The sequence below is a fragment of the Parabacteroides chongii genome, from assembly GCF_029581355.1.
GTDB lineage: Bacteria > Bacteroidota > Bacteroidia > Bacteroidales > Tannerellaceae > Parabacteroides > Parabacteroides chongii.
This window is the reverse complement of record NZ_CP120849.1, coordinates 241,100-260,763: the sequence shown is the minus strand read 5'-3', so window position 1 is coordinate 260,763 and position 19,664 is coordinate 241,100. Positions and strand designations below refer to the sequence as shown.

Here is a 19,664-nt window from a genome sequence, read left to right as displayed (position 1 = left end):
GTATGTATACAATGATTAAATCAAATAAAATAATAAGAACGATTGGTCTGACGGCAGTTTCTCTGTTATTGCTGGGTGGTTGTGACATGGATCGCTATCCGTTGACTAGTTTTAGTGAAGAGACTTTTTACCATGATGAGGCGAATGTAAAATTAGCTTTGAATGGTTTATATCGCGGAGGTATTACTTTGGGAGTCGATTACAATGTCTCTGACTGGTGGGCATATAGCGCAACGATTCTTTTGGATGGTATATCCGATATAGGTTATGATCGTCGCGGTTTTAATAATGCGATAGGACAGTTGACTGCCGGAACAATTACGGAAACCAATCAGTGGATAACCAATCTTTATCAGAAACCTTATAAGCGAATAAGCGCTTGTTGTCGTTTTATCGATGGTTTGGATGCATTAGCCAATGAGAGTGCAGAGATGGAACGAATGAAAGCTGAAGCTCGTTTTATCCGTGCGGTTCAGTATTTTTATCTGGCTTCTTTTTATCGTGATGTTCCTCTTGTAACTAAAACAATGACCCTGGAGGAAGCGAATAGCGTGACGAAATCTACTCGGGCTGAGGTATTGAAATATGCAGCAGATGAGCTGAAAGCTGTTTCTGAAATACTGCCCCGTCATAAAGATTTACCTTCTGCGGAGCAGGGACGAGCTACGGCTCAGGCCGCATTGGTTTATCTTGCACGTACCTATCTGGTGATGGAAGATTTTACGAATGCTGCGGCTGCTTGCGAACAGATTATCTCCTGGGGTGATAATGCGCTGGATTCGAATTATCAAACTTTGTTCTATCAGTCCGGAGAAGGTAGCAGCGAACATATTTTCGCGACTCAGTTTGTCGACGATCTTGCCGGAACGGGTTTGCCGCAGCATGCTTATCCGATCAAAGACGGTGGTTGGTGTTTGATAAATATCTCGAACCATTTGTTTGAAGCATACGATTTTCTGGATGGAACGCCTTTCAGCTACGAGGATGCACGTTTCAACAAGGCTAATTTCGGAGCGAATCGTGATCCTCGTCTGGATTATACGCTTTATTATGAAGGTGCTACTTTTAGAGGTACTGTGTATCATTGTAATCCGGAGAGCACGACTGCTGATAAAATCGGACCGGGACAGACAACGCAAACGGGATATCTTTTACGTAAATATCTGGACGAGTCCTGGAGTGGAAATGTAAACTCTTATGGTGTGAATGTTCCGTTGGCGCGTTATGCCGATGTCTTGTTAATGTATCTTGAAGCCAAAGTTCGTGGTGGTGAAGCGATCACGCAGCAGTTGTTGGATCAGACGATCAATGCAGTTCGGGGACGTCAGAGTGTAGGTATGCCGGCATTGACAGAAACGAATCCGGATAAGCTGTTTAAACTGATTCAGAAAGAAAGAATGGTTGAGCTGGCTTTCGAAGGATGGAGATTGTGGGATTTGTTCCGTTGGGGTATTGCTGAAGAGAAGTTGAATGCTGATATTTACGGTTCGCCGTTTTATGTGTCGGATCAAAGCTTGATGAAGATGAAAGACGGGCAACCGGATCCGTATAACCGTTGGTATGTAAACACACGTAGTTTCCAGAAAGGACAGGATATCTGGCCGATCCCATTGGCTGAAAAGAATATTAATCCGAATTTACGTTGACACCTTTGAAGACTGATTTTGGATGATGATAGGAATCAAAGGCTGTCTCATGAGAGTGGGACGGCCTTTTGATTATAAAGAAAAGAAATACGAATAAAAAAATAGAGATAGTATGAATATTAAATTGGAGTTAATATACGGATTAAGCTTGGTCTCTCTTGCAGGCTGTGGTGGTTCAGCTTCCAAATCCGGTGAAAGTAAGCAGGCGAAAACACAACCCAATGTGATCTTTATTGTGGCTGACGATTTAGGATATGGTGATATGAGTTGCTATGGTGCCCATCGTATCAGTACACCGAATGTAGACCGGTTGGCTTCTGATGGGTTACGTTTTACAGATGCACATGCGGTCGCATCGACCAGTACTCCTTCCCGTTATTCTTTGTTTACAGGCCTTTATAGCTGGCGTCGCAACGATACCGGGATTGCGACAGGAGATGCGGGCATGGTCATTCGTCCGGAACAAACGACAGTTGCCGATATATTCAAGTCTGCCGGTTATACTACCGGTGCGATCGGTAAATGGCATTTAGGGATGGGAGCAGAAGCCGGTACGCAGGACTGGAACGGCACGGTGACACCCGGACCGGGTGATCTGGGCTTTGATTATTCTTATTTGATGGCTGCAACAGGCGACCGTGTCCCCTGTGTGTGGATGGAAAACCAGAAAGTCGCTAATTATGATCCGTCGGCTCCTATATCTGTCAGTTATAAAGAACCTTTCCCCGGAGAACCTTTAGGTAAAGATCATCCGGAGCTTTTAACCAAGTTGAAACCTTCTCTTAACCATGGGCATGACATGGCGATAGTGAACGGTATCTCTCGTATAGGTTATATGAAGGGAGGCGGTACGGCTCTTTGGGAAGATGAAAATATTGCCGATTCGATTGCGACTAAGGCTGTCCGGTTTATCGACCTGCATAAGGATGCTCCTTTCTTCCTGTATGTCGGAACGAATGATGTCCATGTTCCGCGTTATCCGCATGAACGTTTTCGTGATAAAAGCGGCATGGGGTATCGGGGGGATGCAATTCTGCAATTCGACTGGACTGTCGGTGAAATTATAAAAGCACTTGAAGCTGCCGGTATTTATGAAAACACGATGATTGTACTAACGAGCGATAATGGTCCTGTTGTCGATGACGGATATGCGGATCGTGCTGTGGAACTTTTGGGGGATCATCGTCCGTGGGGAGATTTTCGCGGTGGTAAATATAGTAACTTTGAAGCAGGAACACGCGTTCCATTTATTGTTTGCTGGCCCGAACAAGTAAAACCGGGTGTGTCCGATGCCCTATTTTCCCATATAGATATGTTCGCATCGATGGAAAAGCTGACAGGTCAGGAGATGAGTGCGGAAGCTGGATCGGATAGCCATGACTACCTGACGGTATTGACCGGCAAAAGCCAGAAGGGACGTGAATATGTAATCGAATCTTCCGGTTCATTATCTATCAGTGACGGCGAATGGAAATACATTACCCCGAACAATGGGCCTGCATATAATAAGCTGACAAATACGGAACTTGGCAATTCAAAAGAAGATCAGCTTTATAATCTTCGTGAGGATATTGGTGAAAAGAACAACCTTTCGTCTCAGTATCCTGAAAAAGTCTCGGCTTTCAAAAAGATACTTGAGCAAGAAAAGCAAAAAGGATTTCAGGAAGCATGGAAAAATTAAGATATAAGCTGAGGTTTTAGTTATGCACCATAAAATTCAGGCAGATATGTACTAAATCATATCTGCCTGTAAAAATTATTACCATGAAAAAAAACATATTATACTATACGGCTATTGCCGGTTTAGTTCCTTCCGGTGTGTTATGTAATACTCTTGACCTAAAGGAAAGTGAACAAACTAAACCCAATATTATTTATATTCTTGCCGATGATCTGGGATATGCAGAGTTGGGGTGTTTTGGACAGGAAAAAATAGAAACTCCGAATATCGACCAACTGGCTGCTGAAGGCATGCGTTTTACGAACCATTATAGCGGACAGGCTGTATCAGGACCATCGCGTTGTTCCCTGTTTACAGGACTCCATTCCGGTCATGCTTATATTCGCGGCAATGATCCGGTCGCTTCACGCGGAGATGTCTGGAATTATAGAGCGATGGTCGCAGATTCGACTTTAGAAGGCCAACGGCCTGTTCCTGCAAACACAATCATGATCCCCCGCAAGTTGAAGGAAGCTGGTTATGCCACTGCTTGCATCGGCAAATGGGGGCTAGGCTGGCCCGGGTCGGAAAGTACACCCAATAAAATGGGATTCGATTTCTTTTATGGGTATAACTGTCAGCGGATGGCGCATACGTATTATCCTCCGTTCTTGTATCGGAATGAATCCAGGGAATATATAGATAACGAGTTAGTAGTTCCTGGTACTAAACTGGATGAAGGAGCAGATGTATTGAATGAAGAGAATTATCGTAAGTTTACGCAGTCGGAGTATACTCCGGATCTGATGTATCATGAGTTACTGAACTTTGTGGAACATTCGGCAAGTGAACCTTTCGCATTGTTTTGGACAACGCCGGTTCCGCATGTTCCTTTGCAGGCTCCGGAACGTTGGGTAAAGTATTATGTGGACAAATGGGGAGATGAGAAACCGTATTTGGGAGAGGCTGGTTATTATCCATGCCGTTACCCACATGCGACGTATGCAGCAATGATCAGCTATTGGGATGAACAGATCGGTGGTCTGGTCCGGCAGTTGAAGGAGTTGGGTATATATGAAAACACAGTAATTATCTTTACCAGTGATAATGGACCGACTTTTAATGGCGGAGCAGACTCTCCTTATTTCGATAGTGCCAAGCCTTTTAAAAGTGAAGCAGGCTGGGGTAAGGCTAATTTGCGGGAAGGTGGAATCCGTGTGCCGATGATAGCTGTATGGCCCGGACATATAGAATCGGGGGTAACTTCTGATCTGTTGTCTGCATTTTGGGATATGATGCCGACAATGTGTGAGATAGCCGGTGTCGACTGTCCGCCGACGGACGGCATTAGCATGTTACCGGAAATGACCGGAAAAACTGAACAACAGAAAAAGCATGAGTTTCTTTACTGGGAATTTCCGGAGTCCGGAGGTCAACGGGCTGTTCGTATGGGAGAATGGAAAGCTTTTGTTGGTGATATAAAGAAAGGAAATCGGAACATAGAATTATATAATTTGACGAAAGATCCCCGCGAACAGCAGGATGTTTCTTCTGAACATCCTGATTTGGTAGAAAAGGCGTTAAACATATTCCGTTCACAACATACCGAACCGGTTGTTGAGGGATTTAGAATGCCAGTTTGGTAAAGAGTCAACTATTATACAAATTAATATTATGGGAATAAATAATACTTTACACCCTTATTTGTACTTCTGGGTCTGTTCTTTAGCTGCGGTTCCTAGTCTCGCAGTAGCATCCGATCGTCCGAATATCATATTGATCAATATAGATGATTTGGGATGGACAGATATGAGTAATAACGGAAGCCAATATTATGAAACTCCAAATATCGACCGTCTTCGTGAAAAAGGTATCTGGATGAATGAAGCGTATGCTGGTGCAGCGAACAGTGCTCCCAGTCGTGCTTGTTTACTGACCGGAAGGTATACACCTCGGCATGGTATTTATACGGTCGGGGAACCTAACCGTGGTGATGCCAGTAAACGTAAATTGGTTGCAATTCCGAACCGGACATCATTGGAACCGGGTATCCGGCTTTTTCCGGAAGTATTAAAAGATTCCGGTTACCAGACTTGCCATATAGGGAAATGGCATGTAACTGAAAATCCGTTACTAAATGGTGTTGATATTAATATTGCAGGAAATCATGCCGGACATCCTAAAAGCTACTTTTCTCCTTATTATAATGAAGATTTGACAGATGGTCCGGAAGGGGAATATTTGATGGATCGGTTAGGTTTGGAAGCTGTTGATTATCTTCGGAAAGTAGATAAGAGTAAACCATTCTTTCTATATTATGCGACGTATGCAGTGCATACTCCTTTACAAGCAAAAGCTGACCTGATTGATAAATATAGAAAAAAGCCGTCGACATCGGCTCACGATAATCCAGTTTATGCCGCTATGGTGGAGAATATGGACTGGAATATCGGAAGAGTACTTGATGAGGTACAGGCTTTGGGAATAGAGGAAAATACTTTTATTGTATTTACTTCAGATAATGGAGGAGTATATGGAATATCACGTCAGTGGCCTTTAAGAGCAGGAAAAGGTTCTTTTTATGAAGGAGGAATTCGAATACCGATGGTTATTTATCAGAAAGGTAAATATGAGAAACGGGAAATTTGTAATATACCGGTCATGCAGCTCGATTTGTTTCCCACATTTTTGGAAATAGCCGGAGTAAGACAGTCTGATTTACTGTTGGATGGAGTCAGTCTTCTTTCGTTATTGGCGGGGAATGAAACAGGTTTTAAGGGGAGGCCGTTGTTCTGGCATTTTCCTGCTTATTTAGAAGGGAATGAAAAAGAAACGGTTGAGACTGGTAATGATGGTTTCCGCACACGACCGGTTTCTGTGATCCGAGTGGATGATTGGAAGCTAATTGAAAATTATGAGACTGGGAATGTTGAACTGTATAATGTCCGGACGGACGTGTCTGAAAAGGAGAATCTGGCTTTGCAGAATAAAGACAAGCGAGATGAATTGTTCGATTGGTTGCAGGTATGGAAACAAAAGGTAGAAGCTCCGATTCCTACAATGCTTAATCCTGAGTATGAATGTAGTTTTTTTGAAACAAAGTTTGCAGAATAAAAAAAACTCCTTACCTTTGCCCCGCAAATTTTTAAGTACTAACAATATAAAACAGCGTTTTATGAACAATTATGAAACCGTTTTCATTTTAACTCCCGTTTTGTCTGACGCACAGATGAAGGAAGCGGTAGAAAAATTCACGAACATCTTGAAAGAACAGGGTGCTGAAATCGTGAACGAAGAAAATTGGGGATTGCGCAAATTAGCTTATCCTATCGACAAGAAAACAACAGGCTTCTATCAGCTGGTTGAATTCAAGGCAAATCCGGAAACTATCGCTACTCTGGAAGTTAACTTCCGTCGTGACGAACGTGTGATCCGCTTCCTGACTTTCCGCCAGGACAAATATGCAGCAGAATATGCCGCTAAGAGAAGAAATCTGAAATCATCTAAAGAAACAGTAAAGGAGAATTAATCATGGCAGCAACTCAATCAGAAATCAGATATTTAACTCCGCCTTCAGTAGACGTTAAGAAAAAGAAATATTGCCGTTTCAAAAAGAACGGTATCAAGTATATCGATTACAAAGATCCTGAATTCCTGAAGAAATTCCTGAACGAACAGGGTAAAATTCTTCCGCGTCGTATCACTGGTACTTCTTTGAAGTTCCAGCGTCGTATCGCTCAGGCTGTAAAAAGAGCTCGTCACTTGGCGTTGCTTCCTTACGTAACCGATTTAATGAAATAATAAAAAGAGAGGAGACAGAATATGCAAGTTATTTTGAAAGAAGACGTAATCAACTTAGGTTACAAAGACGATATCGTAACAGTAAAAGACGGTTACGGACGTAACTTTCTAATCCCCCAGGGTAAGGCAGTAATCGCTTCTGAGTCTGCTAAGAAAGTATTAGCTGAAAACCTGAGACAGCGTGCTCACAAATTGGCTAAGATCAAAGAAGATGCTCAGGCATTGGCTGCTAAGTTGGAAGGCGTTGCATTGACTATCGGTGCAAAGACCAGTTCAACAGGTACAATCTTCGGTTCTGTTACAAATATTCAGGTTGCTGAAGCTTTGGCAAAGGCCGGTTTTGAAGTAGAACGTAAGATCATCTATATTAAGGATGCTGTTAAGGAAGTAGGTAACTACAAAGCAATCCTTAAACTTCACAAAGAAGTTTCTGTAGAAATTCCTTTCGAAGTAGTTTCTGAATAATTCAGTAAACGATATAAAGTGAAAAGGGCAGTCCTTCGGGATTTGCCCTTTTTTATTTTCCGTCATTTCTTTTTATAAAACTGATTTGTTGCTTTCATGTTATTGGGCTAAATTTGTTTTCTAATATTGGATTCTCTTTGTTGTAAACAAGAGACGACCAATTATTTATAGAAAAAGACTTCGCTTAATCAGCAAAAAAATACTACATTTGCCCCGAATTTGCATAAAAATACTGTAAAATGGCTAGGATATCTTTTCTATGTATTAATCTGCTGATGGTCTTGTTTTTGACCCAGCCTGTACTTCAGGCGAGGGAGAAAACGTTTACTGTCGTGATTGATGCTGGTCATGGCGGAAAGGATCCGGGAGCGAGAGGTACGGTTATCAATGAAAAAGAAATCAATCTTTCAGTAGCTTTGAAACTGGGAGATAAGATATCTGCGAGCCACGATGATGTAAAAGTTATTTATACCCGCAAGACTGATCGCTTTATTGAGTTGGATGAACGTGCAAATATCGCGAATCGGAATAAGGCGGATCTTTTTATTTCTATCCATACAAATTCAGTTAAAAAGGGTAGTACAGCTCGGGGAACGGAAACATATACGTTGGGTTTGGCTCGTACTGATGAAAATCTGGCGGTGGCTATGCGTGAGAATTCGGCTATTTTACTGGAGGATAACTATGAACAAAAGTATGAAGGCTTTGATCCGAATTCTTCTGAATCCTATATTATCTTTGAGTTTATGCAAAATAAGCATATGGAACAAAGTATAGGTTTTGCCTCGGAGATACAAAAGTGTTTTGTGTCTGCTAAACGGGCTGACAGAGGGGTAAGACAGGCTGGCTTTTTGGTTTTAAGGAAAACGAGTATGCCGAGTGTATTGGTAGAACTGGGATATATTTCGAATCGCGATGAGGAACATTTTATGAAATCATCAGATGGACAAAATAAACTGGCAAATGCTTTGTTCGATGCATTTACTCGATATAAAAAAGAATATGACCGAAAGCAAGGAGGAGTATCGGGAGGAAATTCTTCTTCCGGAAGCGTAACGACATCGGTAGAAACTTCTTATTTTGCAGATGAGCAAGTAGAAGAAGGGGGAGCACCCGGTAGCGAACAGGATATTCTAAATAGAAAGAAGAAGTCTTCCGTCTCTTCACAAAAAAGGCAGAGTACAACTACCGCTGCGGGAACAAAATCAGTCACAACAGGTAGAATTGTCTATAAAGTGCAAATTCTTACCTCGGATAAAAAACTTTCTTCGGGGGCAAAAGTGTTTAAAGGATATAAGAATGTGGATTACTTCGTGGAAAAAGGAATCTATAAATATACTTGTGGTGAAACGACTGATTTTGATTCGATCAGGAAGTTGCGCAGGCAGGTAGCTAAAGATTTTAAAGATGCGTTTATCGTAGCTTTTAAAGATGGCAAAAAGGTGAAATATTAAAGAGAAACATATAATTTAAAGGGATGAAAAGTATATTGACCAAAGAGGCAAAGATCGGACTTGTGAGTATAGTCAGTCTGGCATTGCTTTATTTCGGGATTAATTATCTGAAAGGTATAAATTTATTTAAACCGGTAAATCATTATTTTGTCACATTTCATAATGTAAAAGATGTAACAGTCTCTAGTCCTGTTTTCATTGACGGTTTTAAAGTGGGGTTGGTGAGAAGTATTGTTTATGATTATGAGAATACTGATAAAATAACGGTTGAGATCAGCCTTGACGATGAGATGCGGTTGACTTCAGGGAGTTATATAACTATTATAAAGACGCTTTTAAGTGGTGGAGAGCTTCATATTCATCTAAATAAATATGTACAAGACTATTTGAAACCAGGTGCTACAATCGAGGGGCGCATGGAGGAGGATATGATGCAGGCCGTACAGGAAAAGATCTTGCCGGGGGTAGAAGTGCTTTTGCCTAAGCTGGATTCGATATTGGGCGGCTTACAGGCCTTGATCAATCATCCGGCAATATCTCAGTCCCTGGATCATATTGCGAAGACCACAGGGAACCTGGAGGTTTCCACCCGCCAACTGAATAGTTTGCTGAGTAAAGATGTTCCGGGTATCGTTTCTGACCTGAAAGTAATAACCGGTAATTTTAATGAAGTGAGTTCCGGATTGAAGGAGCTGGATTTGGCCACCACGGTCAATTCGATCAATGCAACTTTGGCGAACCTGCAACTAACTACAAACAAGCTGAATCAGAAGGATAATACATTGGGCTTATTGTTGAATGACAGGAGTTTGTATAATAATTTGGATAGTACGATGCTGAATGCTTCCAGGTTGTTGCTGGATCTGAAGCAGAATCCGAAAAGATATGTTCATTTTTCTGTTTTTTGACCAAAAAGATGATTAAAGAGTCTAATCTTATTTAGAAATTTTCCAATTAAGGAAAAATATATATAAACATAATTGTAGGCATGCATAAGGCCTTTAGATAGAGGAAAGTAACTTACTCTATAGGTCCTTTTGCATGGAAAATAGTGGGATAGCGTAGTTAATAAAAGTGCCCCAAAATAAAGGCTTCGTGAATAGATAAGTAGGTAAGTGGCTGTAAATCAGTTTTGTTTTTTATAACTGCTTGAAAGTAAATGGGATATTAAACATTCAAAAGAACCAAATAATTCGGCACTTTTTTTTTACGAATTAATTTCTAAACTTTGTAGTCGGAAAAATAAAAAAGTATAGTTGGGAGAGTAATAAATCATGCAAACTGAATATCAGACATTGTGGAATAAATGCCTCGCTGTCATAAAAGACATCGTGCCGGAGGCCGCTTTTAACACATGGTTCATGCCGATCGTCCCGTTATCCTACGAGGATAATAAGTTCACGATCCAGGTGCCAAGCCAGTTCTTTTATGAATATCTTGAAGAGAAATACGTCAATGTACTGAAAGTTACATTGTATCGTGTGATTGGTCAGGGTACAATACTTAACTACCGTGTGATGGTAGATAAGACAACTGGTGGTACGGTGGATTATCCGGCAGAAAATGGTTCAGTAGCAGTAAAGAAAATAACTCCCAAAGATGCAAATAAGGCTCCTAATCCATTTATTCAAGCTGCACCGCAGGATTTAGATCCTCAATTGAATCCCAAGTATAACTTTGATAACTATTTTGAAGGAACCAGTAATAAGTTGGTGCGTACAGCTGGTGAAGCCGTTGCTCAGAATCCTGGAAAAACAACATTTAATCCGCTGTTCATTTTCGGACCGTCTGGCGTTGGAAAGACACATTTGTGTCATGCTATAGGAACCCGTATCCGCGAACTCCATCCGGAAAAGAAGGTGTTATATGTTTCTTCCCACTTGTTTCGTGTACAGTTTACTGACGCGATCCGTAAAAATACGACGAATGACTTCTTGAATTTTTATCAGAATATCGACGTGTTGTTGTTGGATGATATCCAGGAATTGATCGGTATGGATAAGACTCAGAATACATTCTTTCATATATTCAATCACCTCCATCAGTTAGGTAAGCAGTTAATCCTTACTTCGGATAAGGCTCCTGTCGACCTGCAGGGTATGGAAGAGAGATTGATCACCCGTCTGAAATGGGGACTTACTGCTGAGTTAAGTCGTCCGGACCTGGATCTTAGAAAGAAAATCCTGAAGAATAAGATCAACCATGACGGTATCGTTATACCGGATGAGGTATTTAACTTCATTGCAAATAATGTAACGGAAAATGTTCGTGCCCTAGAAGGAATTCTTGTTTCGTTGATGGCAAATGCTGTTATCAATAATAAGGAAATAGATCTGCCTTTGACTAAGCGTGTCGTTAGTCAGGCTGTTCGCTTGGAAAAGAAGCAGCTTTCTGTTCAGATGATCCAGGAGATAGTTTGTAATTACTTCAATTTGGACCAGGCGGTTATTCAGACCCGTTCCAGAAAACGCGAAATAGTACAGGCTCGACAGATAACGATGTATCTTGCCAAAAAATATACGGATTCTTCATTCTCTCACATCGGTAAGATTGTCGGAAAGAAAGATCACGCAACTGTACTGCATGCATGTAAAACGATCAAAGATCAGATGGAAACGAGTAAATCTTTCCGTTCTTCGGTAGAAGAGATCGAAGTGAAGTTGAGAGGCTAATAAATCTCTACATATAAAGATTAAAAAGGATGTTATTTTTATAGCATCCTTTTCTGTTTTGGAAAACATAGGATTTGTCGATGTTTTCTTTTTGGAAAATAAATTTGATGATGTAAAAAGTTATTTTATTGATAATCATATGGTGTATAAAATGAAATGGAAAACCTTATATTTGTTTTGATTTTAGTTCTTGAATAATTTGGTCAATAAATAAAGTATTCTTAAACTTGCACTATTATTAATACAGTATTTATCGTGAACCATAAAACTTACACATTCGATGAAGCATTTAAAGCTTCACTGGAGTACTTTACAGGCGACGAGCTTGCCGCTAAAGTATGGGTAAACAAGTATGCCTTGAAGGATGCATTCGGGAATATTTATGAGGAATCTCCCGTAGATATGCACCATAGGTTAGCTAATGAAATTGCTCGTGTTGAGAAAAAGTATCCTAATCCATTATCGGAGCAGGAACTTTATGACCTATTTGATCATTTCCGTTACATCGTTCCTCAGGGAAGTCCGATGACGGGAATTGGCAATGACTACCAGATTGCCTCACTCTCTAATTGTTTTGTTATAGGATTGGATGGATCAGCAGACTCATACGGGGCAATTATCCGTGTTGATGAAGAACAGGTTCAGTTAATGAAGCGCCGCGGAGGTGTAGGACATGACTTGTCTCATATCCGTCCGAAAGGTTCTCCTGTGAAGAACTCTGCATTGACATCGACAGGATTGGTGCCGTTTATGGAACGTTATTCCAATTCGACACGTGAGGTTGCACAGGATGGGCGTCGTGGTGCGTTAATGTTAAGTGTATCGATCAAACATCCGGATTCGGAGTCTTTCATCGATGCAAAAATGACAGAAGGCAAAGTCACAGGTGCCAATGTATCTGTAAAGATTGACGATGATTTTATGAATGCTGTGGTTAGCGGCAGTCCGTATAAACAACAATACCCGATCGATTCGAATGATCCGACAACGGTGAAAGAAATTGACGCACCGGCTTTGTGGAAGAAGATCATCCATAACGCATGGAAGTCTGCTGAACCCGGTGTATTATTTTGGGATACAATTCTTCGTGAATCAGTTCCGGATTCGTATGCAGATCTTGGTTTCCGTACGGTTTCTACGAACCCTTGTGGTGAAATACCTCTTTGTCCGTATGATAGTTGCCGTTTGCTGGCTATCAATCTTTATTCTTATGTTGTGAATCCGTTTACAAAAGATGCTTATTTTGACTATGATCTGTTTAAAAAGCATGTAGAACTGGCACAGCGTATTATGGATGACATTATCGATCTGGAATCAGAAAAGATCGAAAAGATCCTGGAAAAGATCGACTCTGATCCGGAATCAATGGAAGTGAAGGAAACTGAACGTCATTTGTGGGAAAAGATCCAGAAGAAGACATTGCAGGGACGTCGTACAGGTGTGGGTATCACAGCTGAGGGCGATATGATTGCCGCTTTAGGTCTGCGTTACGGAACAGAAGAGGCTACGGAATGTGCAGAGAAGATCCAAAAAACGTTAGCTTTGGCAGCTTACCGTTCATCGGTAATGATGGCGAAAGAGCGTGGAGCTTTCGAAATTTACGATTCAAAACGTGAAGAGAAAAATCCGTTCATTAACCGTCTGCGTGAGGCTGATCCGGAACTGTATGCCGATATGCTAAAATACGGTCGTCGTAACATTGCCTGTCTGACGATTGCTCCGACTGGTACGACCAGTTTGATGACACAGACAACTTCCGGTATTGAACCTGTATTCCTTCCGGTATATAGACGCCGTCGGAAAGTAAATCCGAATGATGCGGAAGCCCGTGTCGATTTTGTGGATGAGACAGGAGACGCATTTGAAGAATATGTAGTATTCCATCATAAGTTTGTTACCTGGATGCAGGCCAACGGTTATTCCGTTACTAAGAAATATACACAGGAAGAAATTGATGAGCTGGTTGCTAAATCACCATACTATAAGGCTACATCGAATGATGTGGACTGGTTGCAGAAAGTCCGCATGCAGGGACGTATTCAGAAGTGGGTAGACCATTCTATCAGTGTAACCATCAACTTGCCGGCTGACGTGTCGGAAGAATTGGTAGATTCTCTGTATGTTGAAGCATGGAAGTGCGGCTGTAAAGGCTGTACGGTTTATCGTGACGGTTCACGTTCCGGTGTATTGCTGGCAACCGAAAAGAAGAAGAAAGACGATTGCAACTGTATGGAACCGCCGGTGATCGTTTCAACACGTCCGCGTGAACTGGAAGCCGATGTGGTTAAATTCCAGAATAATCGTGAGAAGTGGATCGCTTTCGTCGGTTTGCTGAACGGTCGTCCGTATGAGATCTTTACCGGGCTTGCAGATGATGATGAAGGTATTATGTTGCCGAAGAATGTTTCTAAAGGTACGATCATCAAGAGCTACGATGAAGATGGAAAGAAACATTATGACTTCCAGTTCAAGAATAAACGTGGTTATAAGATGACCATCGAAGGTTTGGACGGAAAGTTCGATCCTGAGTTTTGGAACTATGCAAAACTGATCTCCGGAGTATTACGTTACGGTATGCCTATCGACCAGGTTATCAAGCTGGTTCAGGGAATGGAACTGAATAATGAATCGATCAATACCTGGAAGAACGGTGTTGAACGTGCCTTGAAGAAATATCTGCCGAACGGTACGGAAGCAAAAGGACAGAAATGTCCGAACTGCGGTCTGGAAACCCTTATCTATCAGGAAGGGTGCCTGATCTGTACAAACTGCGGAGCTTCAAAGTGCGGATGATGGAAATTGAGAATTGAAAATTGAAAATTGAAAATGAGAGAAGAAGGTGCTTTCTTCCTTTAATTTTCAATTCTCAATTTTCAATTAATTTCATATCTTCGTGGCTGGAACTAAATTTGATACACATGAAAGTCACCTTTAATATAAACTTCCATACCGTTTGGGGTCAGAAGTTATGTGTGGTTGGATCTATTCCCGAGCTTGGCTCATGGGAGCCTGCTTTGGCGAAAGAAATGAACTACAAAGGGGATGGAAACTGGCAGCTTGAGCTGGAACTTACATCGCCTCAGCAGACCATAGAATATCGCTACTTTTTAAGTATAAACGACAAACAGATATTTGAAGAATGGGAGAAAAATCATCAGGTAACATTTGAAGGACATGCCAATCATTATACGCTATATGATTACTGGCAGATACGTCCGGCTAATCTGGCCTTTTACTCTTCGGCTTTTACCAAAAGCCTGTTTGCACATCCCTGCAATACATATGAAAGAGTTGTAAAAAGCGGAAAGAAACTGACCATTAAGATATCGGCTCCCCGTGTAGAGAAATCGCAAAGTATTGCCATTACCGGGAATCAGGAATGTCTGGGAAACTGGCATCCGGATAAAGCGTTGATACTTAGTTGCGATACATTCCCCGACTGGCACATCGACCTGGATGCGAATGACATCACTTATCCGTTGGAATATAAATTCCTGGTATATGACAATGATAAACATCAACCTTTATACTGGGAGGAAGATGAGAACCGGAAACTCGACTTGCCTTCGCAGGATTTCGGAGAAACGGTAATGATCTCCGGATTGTATTTCCGTGATAATTTACCTTTATGGCGGTGTGCGGGAACAGTTATCCCCGTATTTTCTTTACGTTCCGAACAAGGGTTCGGTGTCGGTGATCTGGGAGACTTGCGGATGCTGGTCGATTGGGCGAAGAAAACCCGCCAGCGTATTATTCAGGTATTGCCTATGAATGATACGACAATGAGTCATACCTGGATGGATTCTTATCCGTATAGTGCCATCTCCGTGTATGCCCTTCATCCGATGTATATCTGCCTGCCGCAGATGGGAGAGCTGAAGGATGCAGGCCGTGCCGCTTTTTATAAAACAAAACAAGAGGAACTGAATGCAAAAGACTTCGTCGATTATGAAGTTGCAGTAGGATATAAGCTGGCTTATTGCCGTGAGTTCTTCAGTCAGGAAGGACAGTCTGTTCTGTCGACTCCGGAATATCAGGAGTTTTTCGAACAGAACCAATCCTGGTTGATTCCTTATGCCGCTTACAGCTATCTGCGTGAAAAGTATGGAACGTCCGACTTTAACAAATGGGATAAGAATGCGATCTATAATAAATCTCAGATACGTGAATTATGTTCGGAAGACAGTGGAGCATATCCGGAAATATCGTTCTATTATTTTCTGCAATATATACTCCATGTACAATTCAAGTCGGTGTCCGACTATGCTCGTAAAAACGGTATTGTCCTGAAAGGTGATCTTCCGATCGGAGTGAACCGGACCAGTATCGATGCCTGGACGGAGCCGCAGTATTTTAATATGAACGGTCAGGCCGGAGCACCTCCCGACGACTTCTCTATGGACGGACAGAACTGGGGATTCCCTACTTATAACTGGAATATCATGGAGAAAGACAATTTCTCCTGGTGGAAGAAACGTTTCCGTAAGTTGAGCGACTATTTCGATTGTTTCCGTATCGACCATATATTAGGTTTCTTCCGTATATGGGAAGTGCCGTTGGATTATATCCAGGGGCTTTGCGGTCATTTTAATCCGGCTTTACCTCTTACCGAGGACGAGATAGAACAATATGGTATGGTATTCAACGAAGCCCGGTTTACGACACCGCATATTAACCGGAAGTTCCTGCCCGAACTATTTGGCGATTTAGCTGAAGAAGTGGAGGGAACCTATTTGGCTCAGTCTTCATCCAATCATTTTGTCTTGAAATCGTTCTGCGATACACAACGAAAGATTGAAACCCTGTTTTCCGGTAAAACAGACGGTGTTTCTTTGCGGATAAAACAGGGTTTGTTTGCCATAGCCAATGAAGTTCTGTTTTTGCGTGATCCGCAGGAAAAGGAAAAGTATCATCCCCGTATTTCCGCCAGTCATTCTTATATGTACAGTGAGTTGAATACTTCCGATAAGTATGCATTCGACCAGTTGTATTGGGACTTCTTCTATCACCGTCATAACGATTTTTGGAAAGCACAGGCATTTAAGCGTCTGACGCCATTGGTTGGAAGTACCAATATGTTGGTGTGCGGTGAGGATTTGGGAATGATACCTGATTCCGTACCCGATGTCATGAACAAACTTCAGATCCTTAGTCTCGAAATAGAACGGATGCCCAAGAGTCCGCAGAGTGAGTTCACCGATATGCATAACCTGCCTTATCATTCCGTTTGTACGACATCGACGCATGATATGTCGCCACTCCGGAACTGGTGGAAAGAAGACCGGGAAAAGATACAACGCTATTATAATAATGTATTACATTATGAGGGACAGGCACCGGAAGAATGTTCGTCGGAGATTGCTTCCCGTATTGTGGAAAATCATCTGGCGACAAACTCCATGCTGACCATTATCCCGTTACAGGATTGGTTTGCCATCGACGATACGGTAAAAAGGAAAGATATCGAATCGGAGCGGATCAATGTACCTGCCAATTCCAATCATTACTGGCGTTACCGGATGCATATCCCGTTGGAAAGACTGTTGTCGGAAGATCGTTTTAATGACAAGATTGCAGAATTGATTACTGCTTCAGGAAGAAAATAAGAACAGGATATAACAATAAAAAAGCCCGGTAGTAATTTACTGGGCTTTTGTTTTCTTTGTCGTATCGGGTGACATATTACAAACTCCGTTGAAACGGGCATTCGGTTCTATTTCGAGTGACTGTGCAAACACATCCCCTTTGATATTTGCCGTAGCTTTCAGGACTAATTTTTCACTGACACGTACGGAACCTTCTACTTCGCCCAGGATCTCGGCATTGGAAGAGACAATATTACCGATAACTTGTCCTTTCGGTCCGACAACGATCTTGCCGTTACAACTGATATCGCCTTCTACCTGGCCGTCTAATCTGAAATCGGTTTCTGTAATAATATTACCTTTTACGGTTGTTCCGGTGGCAAGGGTGTTATGTAGGCCACCAGCAGAGTTTTCGTCTTTTTGTTTTATTCCCATCATGATACTTTGTTGCTTGAATCGCAAATATAGACTATTTTTTTGCAGAAAGGTTTACTTTATCTACTTTTACAGATAAAATAACGAAAAATGACAGTACAAATAGAGCTGGAGGCCATGAAATTTTACGCTTACCATGGTGTCGCCCCACAGGAGACACGGGTTGGTAATACGTTCGTGGTGAACCTTGTTTTAACGGCACCTCTTGAAAAAGCGGTAGCCGACGATACCCTGGAAGATACGATAAATTATGCCGTTGTCTACGAGGTTGTTAAGAGAGAGATGGCAATTCCATCCAAACTGATCGAACATGCTGCCGGACGTATCCTGGCGGCATTAAAGGAAACGTTCCCCCAACTTCTTATGATCGAACTGAAACTCTCCAAACTGAATCCCCCTTTTGGCGGAGATGTTTACAGTGCCTCTGTAATTCTTAGAGAGACCTACAGTTAGTTTTTGGAGAACTTTCTCTATCTTTGCATAATTAAAGCACAAATAAACAAAACACCATGGCATTTACCAACAACGTAATGATTGTGCGCCACGGATTGATGGCGAAGTTAGTGAAACTTTGGAAAGAGAATCGTCTCCTGGACGAGATTGACCGTTTGCCCATAGAATTAAGTCCCCGTAAATCGAAAGTGATAGGCCGTTGCTGTGTACATAAGGAGCGTGCTGTCTGGAAATACAAGACACTTCCTCTGCTGGGATTCGATATGCAGGATGAAATAGACGAACTGACTCCGTTGTCCGAGTATGCAAAACAAGCTCTGTTGCGTTCGGAAAACAAGAAGGAAAACCTGATGTGCGTTGTTGATGAGGCATGTTCTTCCTGTGTACAGGTAAACTATGAAATTACAAACCTATGCCGTGGCTGTGTGGCGCGTAGCTGTTATATGAACTGTCCGAAAGACGCCATCCAGTTCAAGAAGAACGGACAGGCGCGGATAGACCATGATACCTGTATCAGTTGCGGTAAATGTCATCAGAACTGTCCTTACCATGCCATCGTATATATTCCGATCCCTTGTGAAGAAGTTTGTCCGGTGAAGGCGATCAGTAAGGACGAATATGGCGTGGAGCATATCGACGAATCGAAATGTATCTATTGCGGTAAATGTGTGAATGCCTGTCCTTTCGGTGCCATCTTCGAGATATCGCAGGTGTTCGATGTCTTGCAGCGCCTGCGTAATAAGGAGCAGATGATCGCCATTGTAGCTCCTTCTATCCTGGCACAATTCAGTGCGCCGGTGGAAAATGTATATGGTGCGATCAAGGCGATGGGATTCACGGAGATTGTTGAAGTAGCCCAGGGAGCGATGGAAACGACCCGCCGGGAAGCAGAAGAGTTGAAGGAGAAACTGGAAGAAGGACAACCCTTTATGACGACCAGTTGCTGTCCTTCTTATGTGCAGTTGGCGGAGAAACATATTCCGGATCTGAAGAAATATATCTCTTCTACCGGTTCCCCCATGTATTATACTGCCCGCATCGTCAAAGAGAAATACCCCAATGCCCAGGTTGTCTTTATCGGTCCGTGCGTAGCCAAGCGCAAGGAGGTGAAGATGGACCCGGCAGTCGATTTCACACTGACATTCGAAGAGATTGGTTCTATTTTGGAAGGACTGGATATCAAGGTAGAAGAAGCAAAACCCTTCTCCGTTCTCTATAATTCTGTGCGTGAAGCGCATGGCTTTGCCCAGAGTGGCGGTGTTATCAATGCCGTAAAAGTGTATCTGAAAGAGGAACAGGTGAACGCCGTACAGGTAGCCAACCTGACGAAAAAGAATGTCGCCCTGCTTCGTGCCTATGCCAAAACAGGCAAAGCCCCGGCACAGTTTATCGAAGTCATGGCTTGCGAAGGCGGTTGTGTAACCGGTCCTTGCATTCATGCGGATAAGGTTGCGGGACAGAAACAGCTGATCAAAGAACTTACTAAATTCTAA

The 19,664-nt window shown here is 42.2% G+C and carries 15 protein-coding genes; 14 read left to right on the top strand and 1 reads right to left on the bottom strand.

Annotation, left to right across the window (positions count from 1 at the left end; genetic code table 11):
- The first annotated feature begins 11 nt into the window (after positions 1 to 11).
- The 12 genes from P3L47_RS01175 to P3L47_RS01120 all read left to right on the top strand — a co-directional run bounded on the left by P3L47_RS01175 (position 12) and on the right by P3L47_RS01120 (position 17,304).
- The gene (locus tag P3L47_RS01175; RefSeq protein WP_277782453.1) at positions 12 to 1,646 is read left to right on the top strand and encodes a RagB/SusD family nutrient uptake outer membrane protein; all 1,635 of its coding nucleotides are present in this window, start codon (positions 12 to 14) and stop codon (positions 1,644 to 1,646) included.
- Between the two features lie 112 nt (positions 1,647 to 1,758).
- A complete protein-coding gene (locus P3L47_RS01170; protein WP_122362418.1) occupies positions 1,759 to 3,327 on the top strand; it encodes a sulfatase family protein in 1,569 nt (522 codons plus the stop codon).
- Between the two features lie 83 nt (positions 3,328 to 3,410).
- Complete coding sequence (locus P3L47_RS01165) at positions 3,411 to 4,952, top strand: arylsulfatase (protein WP_122362417.1); 1,542 nt, start codon at positions 3,411 to 3,413, stop codon at positions 4,950 to 4,952.
- Between the two features lie 28 nt (positions 4,953 to 4,980).
- Positions 4,981 to 6,420 carry a sulfatase gene (locus tag P3L47_RS01160; protein ID WP_277782452.1) on the top strand — a complete coding sequence of 480 codons (1,440 nt, stop codon included), beginning with the start codon at positions 4,981 to 4,983 and terminating at the stop codon, positions 6,418 to 6,420.
- A gap of 61 nt (positions 6,421 to 6,481) precedes the next feature.
- Positions 6,482 to 6,835, top strand: a complete 354-nt coding sequence (rpsF, locus tag P3L47_RS01155) for a 30S ribosomal protein S6 (RefSeq protein ID WP_028726943.1) — start codon at positions 6,482 to 6,484, stop codon at positions 6,833 to 6,835.
- A 2-nt stretch (positions 6,836 to 6,837) separates the two neighbouring features.
- A complete protein-coding gene (gene rpsR / locus P3L47_RS01150; protein ID WP_007654155.1) occupies positions 6,838 to 7,107 on the top strand; it encodes a 30S ribosomal protein S18 in 270 nt (89 codons plus the stop codon).
- A gap of 21 nt (positions 7,108 to 7,128) precedes the next feature.
- The gene (gene rplI / locus P3L47_RS01145) at positions 7,129 to 7,572 is read left to right on the top strand and encodes a 50S ribosomal protein L9 (protein ID WP_122362415.1); all 444 of its coding nucleotides are present in this window, start codon (positions 7,129 to 7,131) and stop codon (positions 7,570 to 7,572) included.
- Between the two features lie 239 nt (positions 7,573 to 7,811).
- Positions 7,812 to 9,026 (top strand): N-acetylmuramoyl-L-alanine amidase family protein, encoded by a 1,215-nt coding sequence (locus tag P3L47_RS01140; RefSeq protein ID WP_277782451.1) that lies wholly within the window; start codon positions 7,812 to 7,814, stop codon positions 9,024 to 9,026.
- Positions 9,027 to 9,049: 23 nt separating this feature from the next.
- Complete coding sequence (locus tag P3L47_RS01135; RefSeq protein ID WP_122353848.1) at positions 9,050 to 9,934, top strand: MlaD family protein; 885 nt, start codon at positions 9,050 to 9,052, stop codon at positions 9,932 to 9,934.
- A 366-nt stretch (positions 9,935 to 10,300) separates the two neighbouring features.
- Positions 10,301 to 11,698: a chromosomal replication initiator protein DnaA gene (gene dnaA, locus P3L47_RS01130; RefSeq protein WP_277782450.1), complete on the top strand. Its 1,398-nt coding sequence runs from the start codon at positions 10,301 to 10,303 to the stop codon at positions 11,696 to 11,698.
- A 255-nt stretch (positions 11,699 to 11,953) separates the two neighbouring features.
- Positions 11,954 to 14,491, top strand: a complete 2,538-nt coding sequence (locus tag P3L47_RS01125) for an adenosylcobalamin-dependent ribonucleoside-diphosphate reductase (RefSeq protein ID WP_277782449.1) — start codon at positions 11,954 to 11,956, stop codon at positions 14,489 to 14,491.
- Between the two features lie 125 nt (positions 14,492 to 14,616).
- Positions 14,617 to 17,304: a 4-alpha-glucanotransferase gene (locus P3L47_RS01120; RefSeq protein ID WP_277782448.1), complete on the top strand. Its 2,688-nt coding sequence runs from the start codon at positions 14,617 to 14,619 to the stop codon at positions 17,302 to 17,304.
- Between the two features lie 36 nt (positions 17,305 to 17,340).
- On the opposite strand, the gene P3L47_RS01115 is transcribed toward P3L47_RS01120, so the two are convergent.
- The gene (locus P3L47_RS01115) at positions 17,341 to 17,721 is read right to left on the bottom strand and encodes a bactofilin family protein (RefSeq protein WP_122353844.1); all 381 of its coding nucleotides are present in this window, start codon (positions 17,719 to 17,721) and stop codon (positions 17,341 to 17,343) included.
- 87 nt (positions 17,722 to 17,808) lie between these two features.
- On the opposite strand from P3L47_RS01115, the gene folB reads away from it, so the two are divergent.
- Together folB and P3L47_RS01105 are read left to right on the top strand one after the other, a co-directional pair.
- Positions 17,809 to 18,171 (top strand): dihydroneopterin aldolase, encoded by a 363-nt coding sequence (folB, locus tag P3L47_RS01110; protein ID WP_277782447.1) that lies wholly within the window; start codon positions 17,809 to 17,811, stop codon positions 18,169 to 18,171.
- Between the two features lie 56 nt (positions 18,172 to 18,227).
- Entirely contained in the window at positions 18,228 to 19,664 is a 1,437-nt protein-coding gene (locus P3L47_RS01105) for a monomeric [FeFe] hydrogenase (protein ID WP_277782446.1), read from the top strand.

Coding starts and splice junctions, on each gene's coding strand:
- P3L47_RS01175 (WP_277782453.1), top strand. CDS start 12: ATGATTAAATCAAATAAAATAATAAGAACGATTGGTCTGACGGCAGTT.
- P3L47_RS01170 (WP_122362418.1), top strand. CDS start 1,759: ATGAATATTAAATTGGAGTTAATATACGGATTAAGCTTGGTCTCTCTT.
- P3L47_RS01165 (WP_122362417.1), top strand. CDS start 3,411: ATGAAAAAAAACATATTATACTATACGGCTATTGCCGGTTTAGTTCCT.
- P3L47_RS01160 (WP_277782452.1), top strand. CDS start 4,981: ATGGGAATAAATAATACTTTACACCCTTATTTGTACTTCTGGGTCTGT.
- rpsF (WP_028726943.1), top strand. CDS start 6,482: ATGAACAATTATGAAACCGTTTTCATTTTAACTCCCGTTTTGTCTGAC.
- rpsR (WP_007654155.1), top strand. CDS start 6,838: ATGGCAGCAACTCAATCAGAAATCAGATATTTAACTCCGCCTTCAGTA.
- rplI (WP_122362415.1), top strand. CDS start 7,129: ATGCAAGTTATTTTGAAAGAAGACGTAATCAACTTAGGTTACAAAGAC.
- P3L47_RS01140 (WP_277782451.1), top strand. CDS start 7,812: ATGGCTAGGATATCTTTTCTATGTATTAATCTGCTGATGGTCTTGTTT.
- P3L47_RS01135 (WP_122353848.1), top strand. CDS start 9,050: ATGAAAAGTATATTGACCAAAGAGGCAAAGATCGGACTTGTGAGTATA.
- dnaA (WP_277782450.1), top strand. CDS start 10,301: ATGCAAACTGAATATCAGACATTGTGGAATAAATGCCTCGCTGTCATA.
- P3L47_RS01120 (WP_277782448.1), top strand. CDS start 14,617: ATGAAAGTCACCTTTAATATAAACTTCCATACCGTTTGGGGTCAGAAG.
- P3L47_RS01115 (WP_122353844.1), bottom strand. CDS start 17,721: ATGATGGGAATAAAACAAAAAGACGAAAACTCTGCTGGTGGCCTACAT.
- folB (WP_277782447.1), top strand. CDS start 17,809: ATGACAGTACAAATAGAGCTGGAGGCCATGAAATTTTACGCTTACCAT.
- P3L47_RS01105 (WP_277782446.1), top strand. CDS start 18,228: ATGGCATTTACCAACAACGTAATGATTGTGCGCCACGGATTGATGGCG.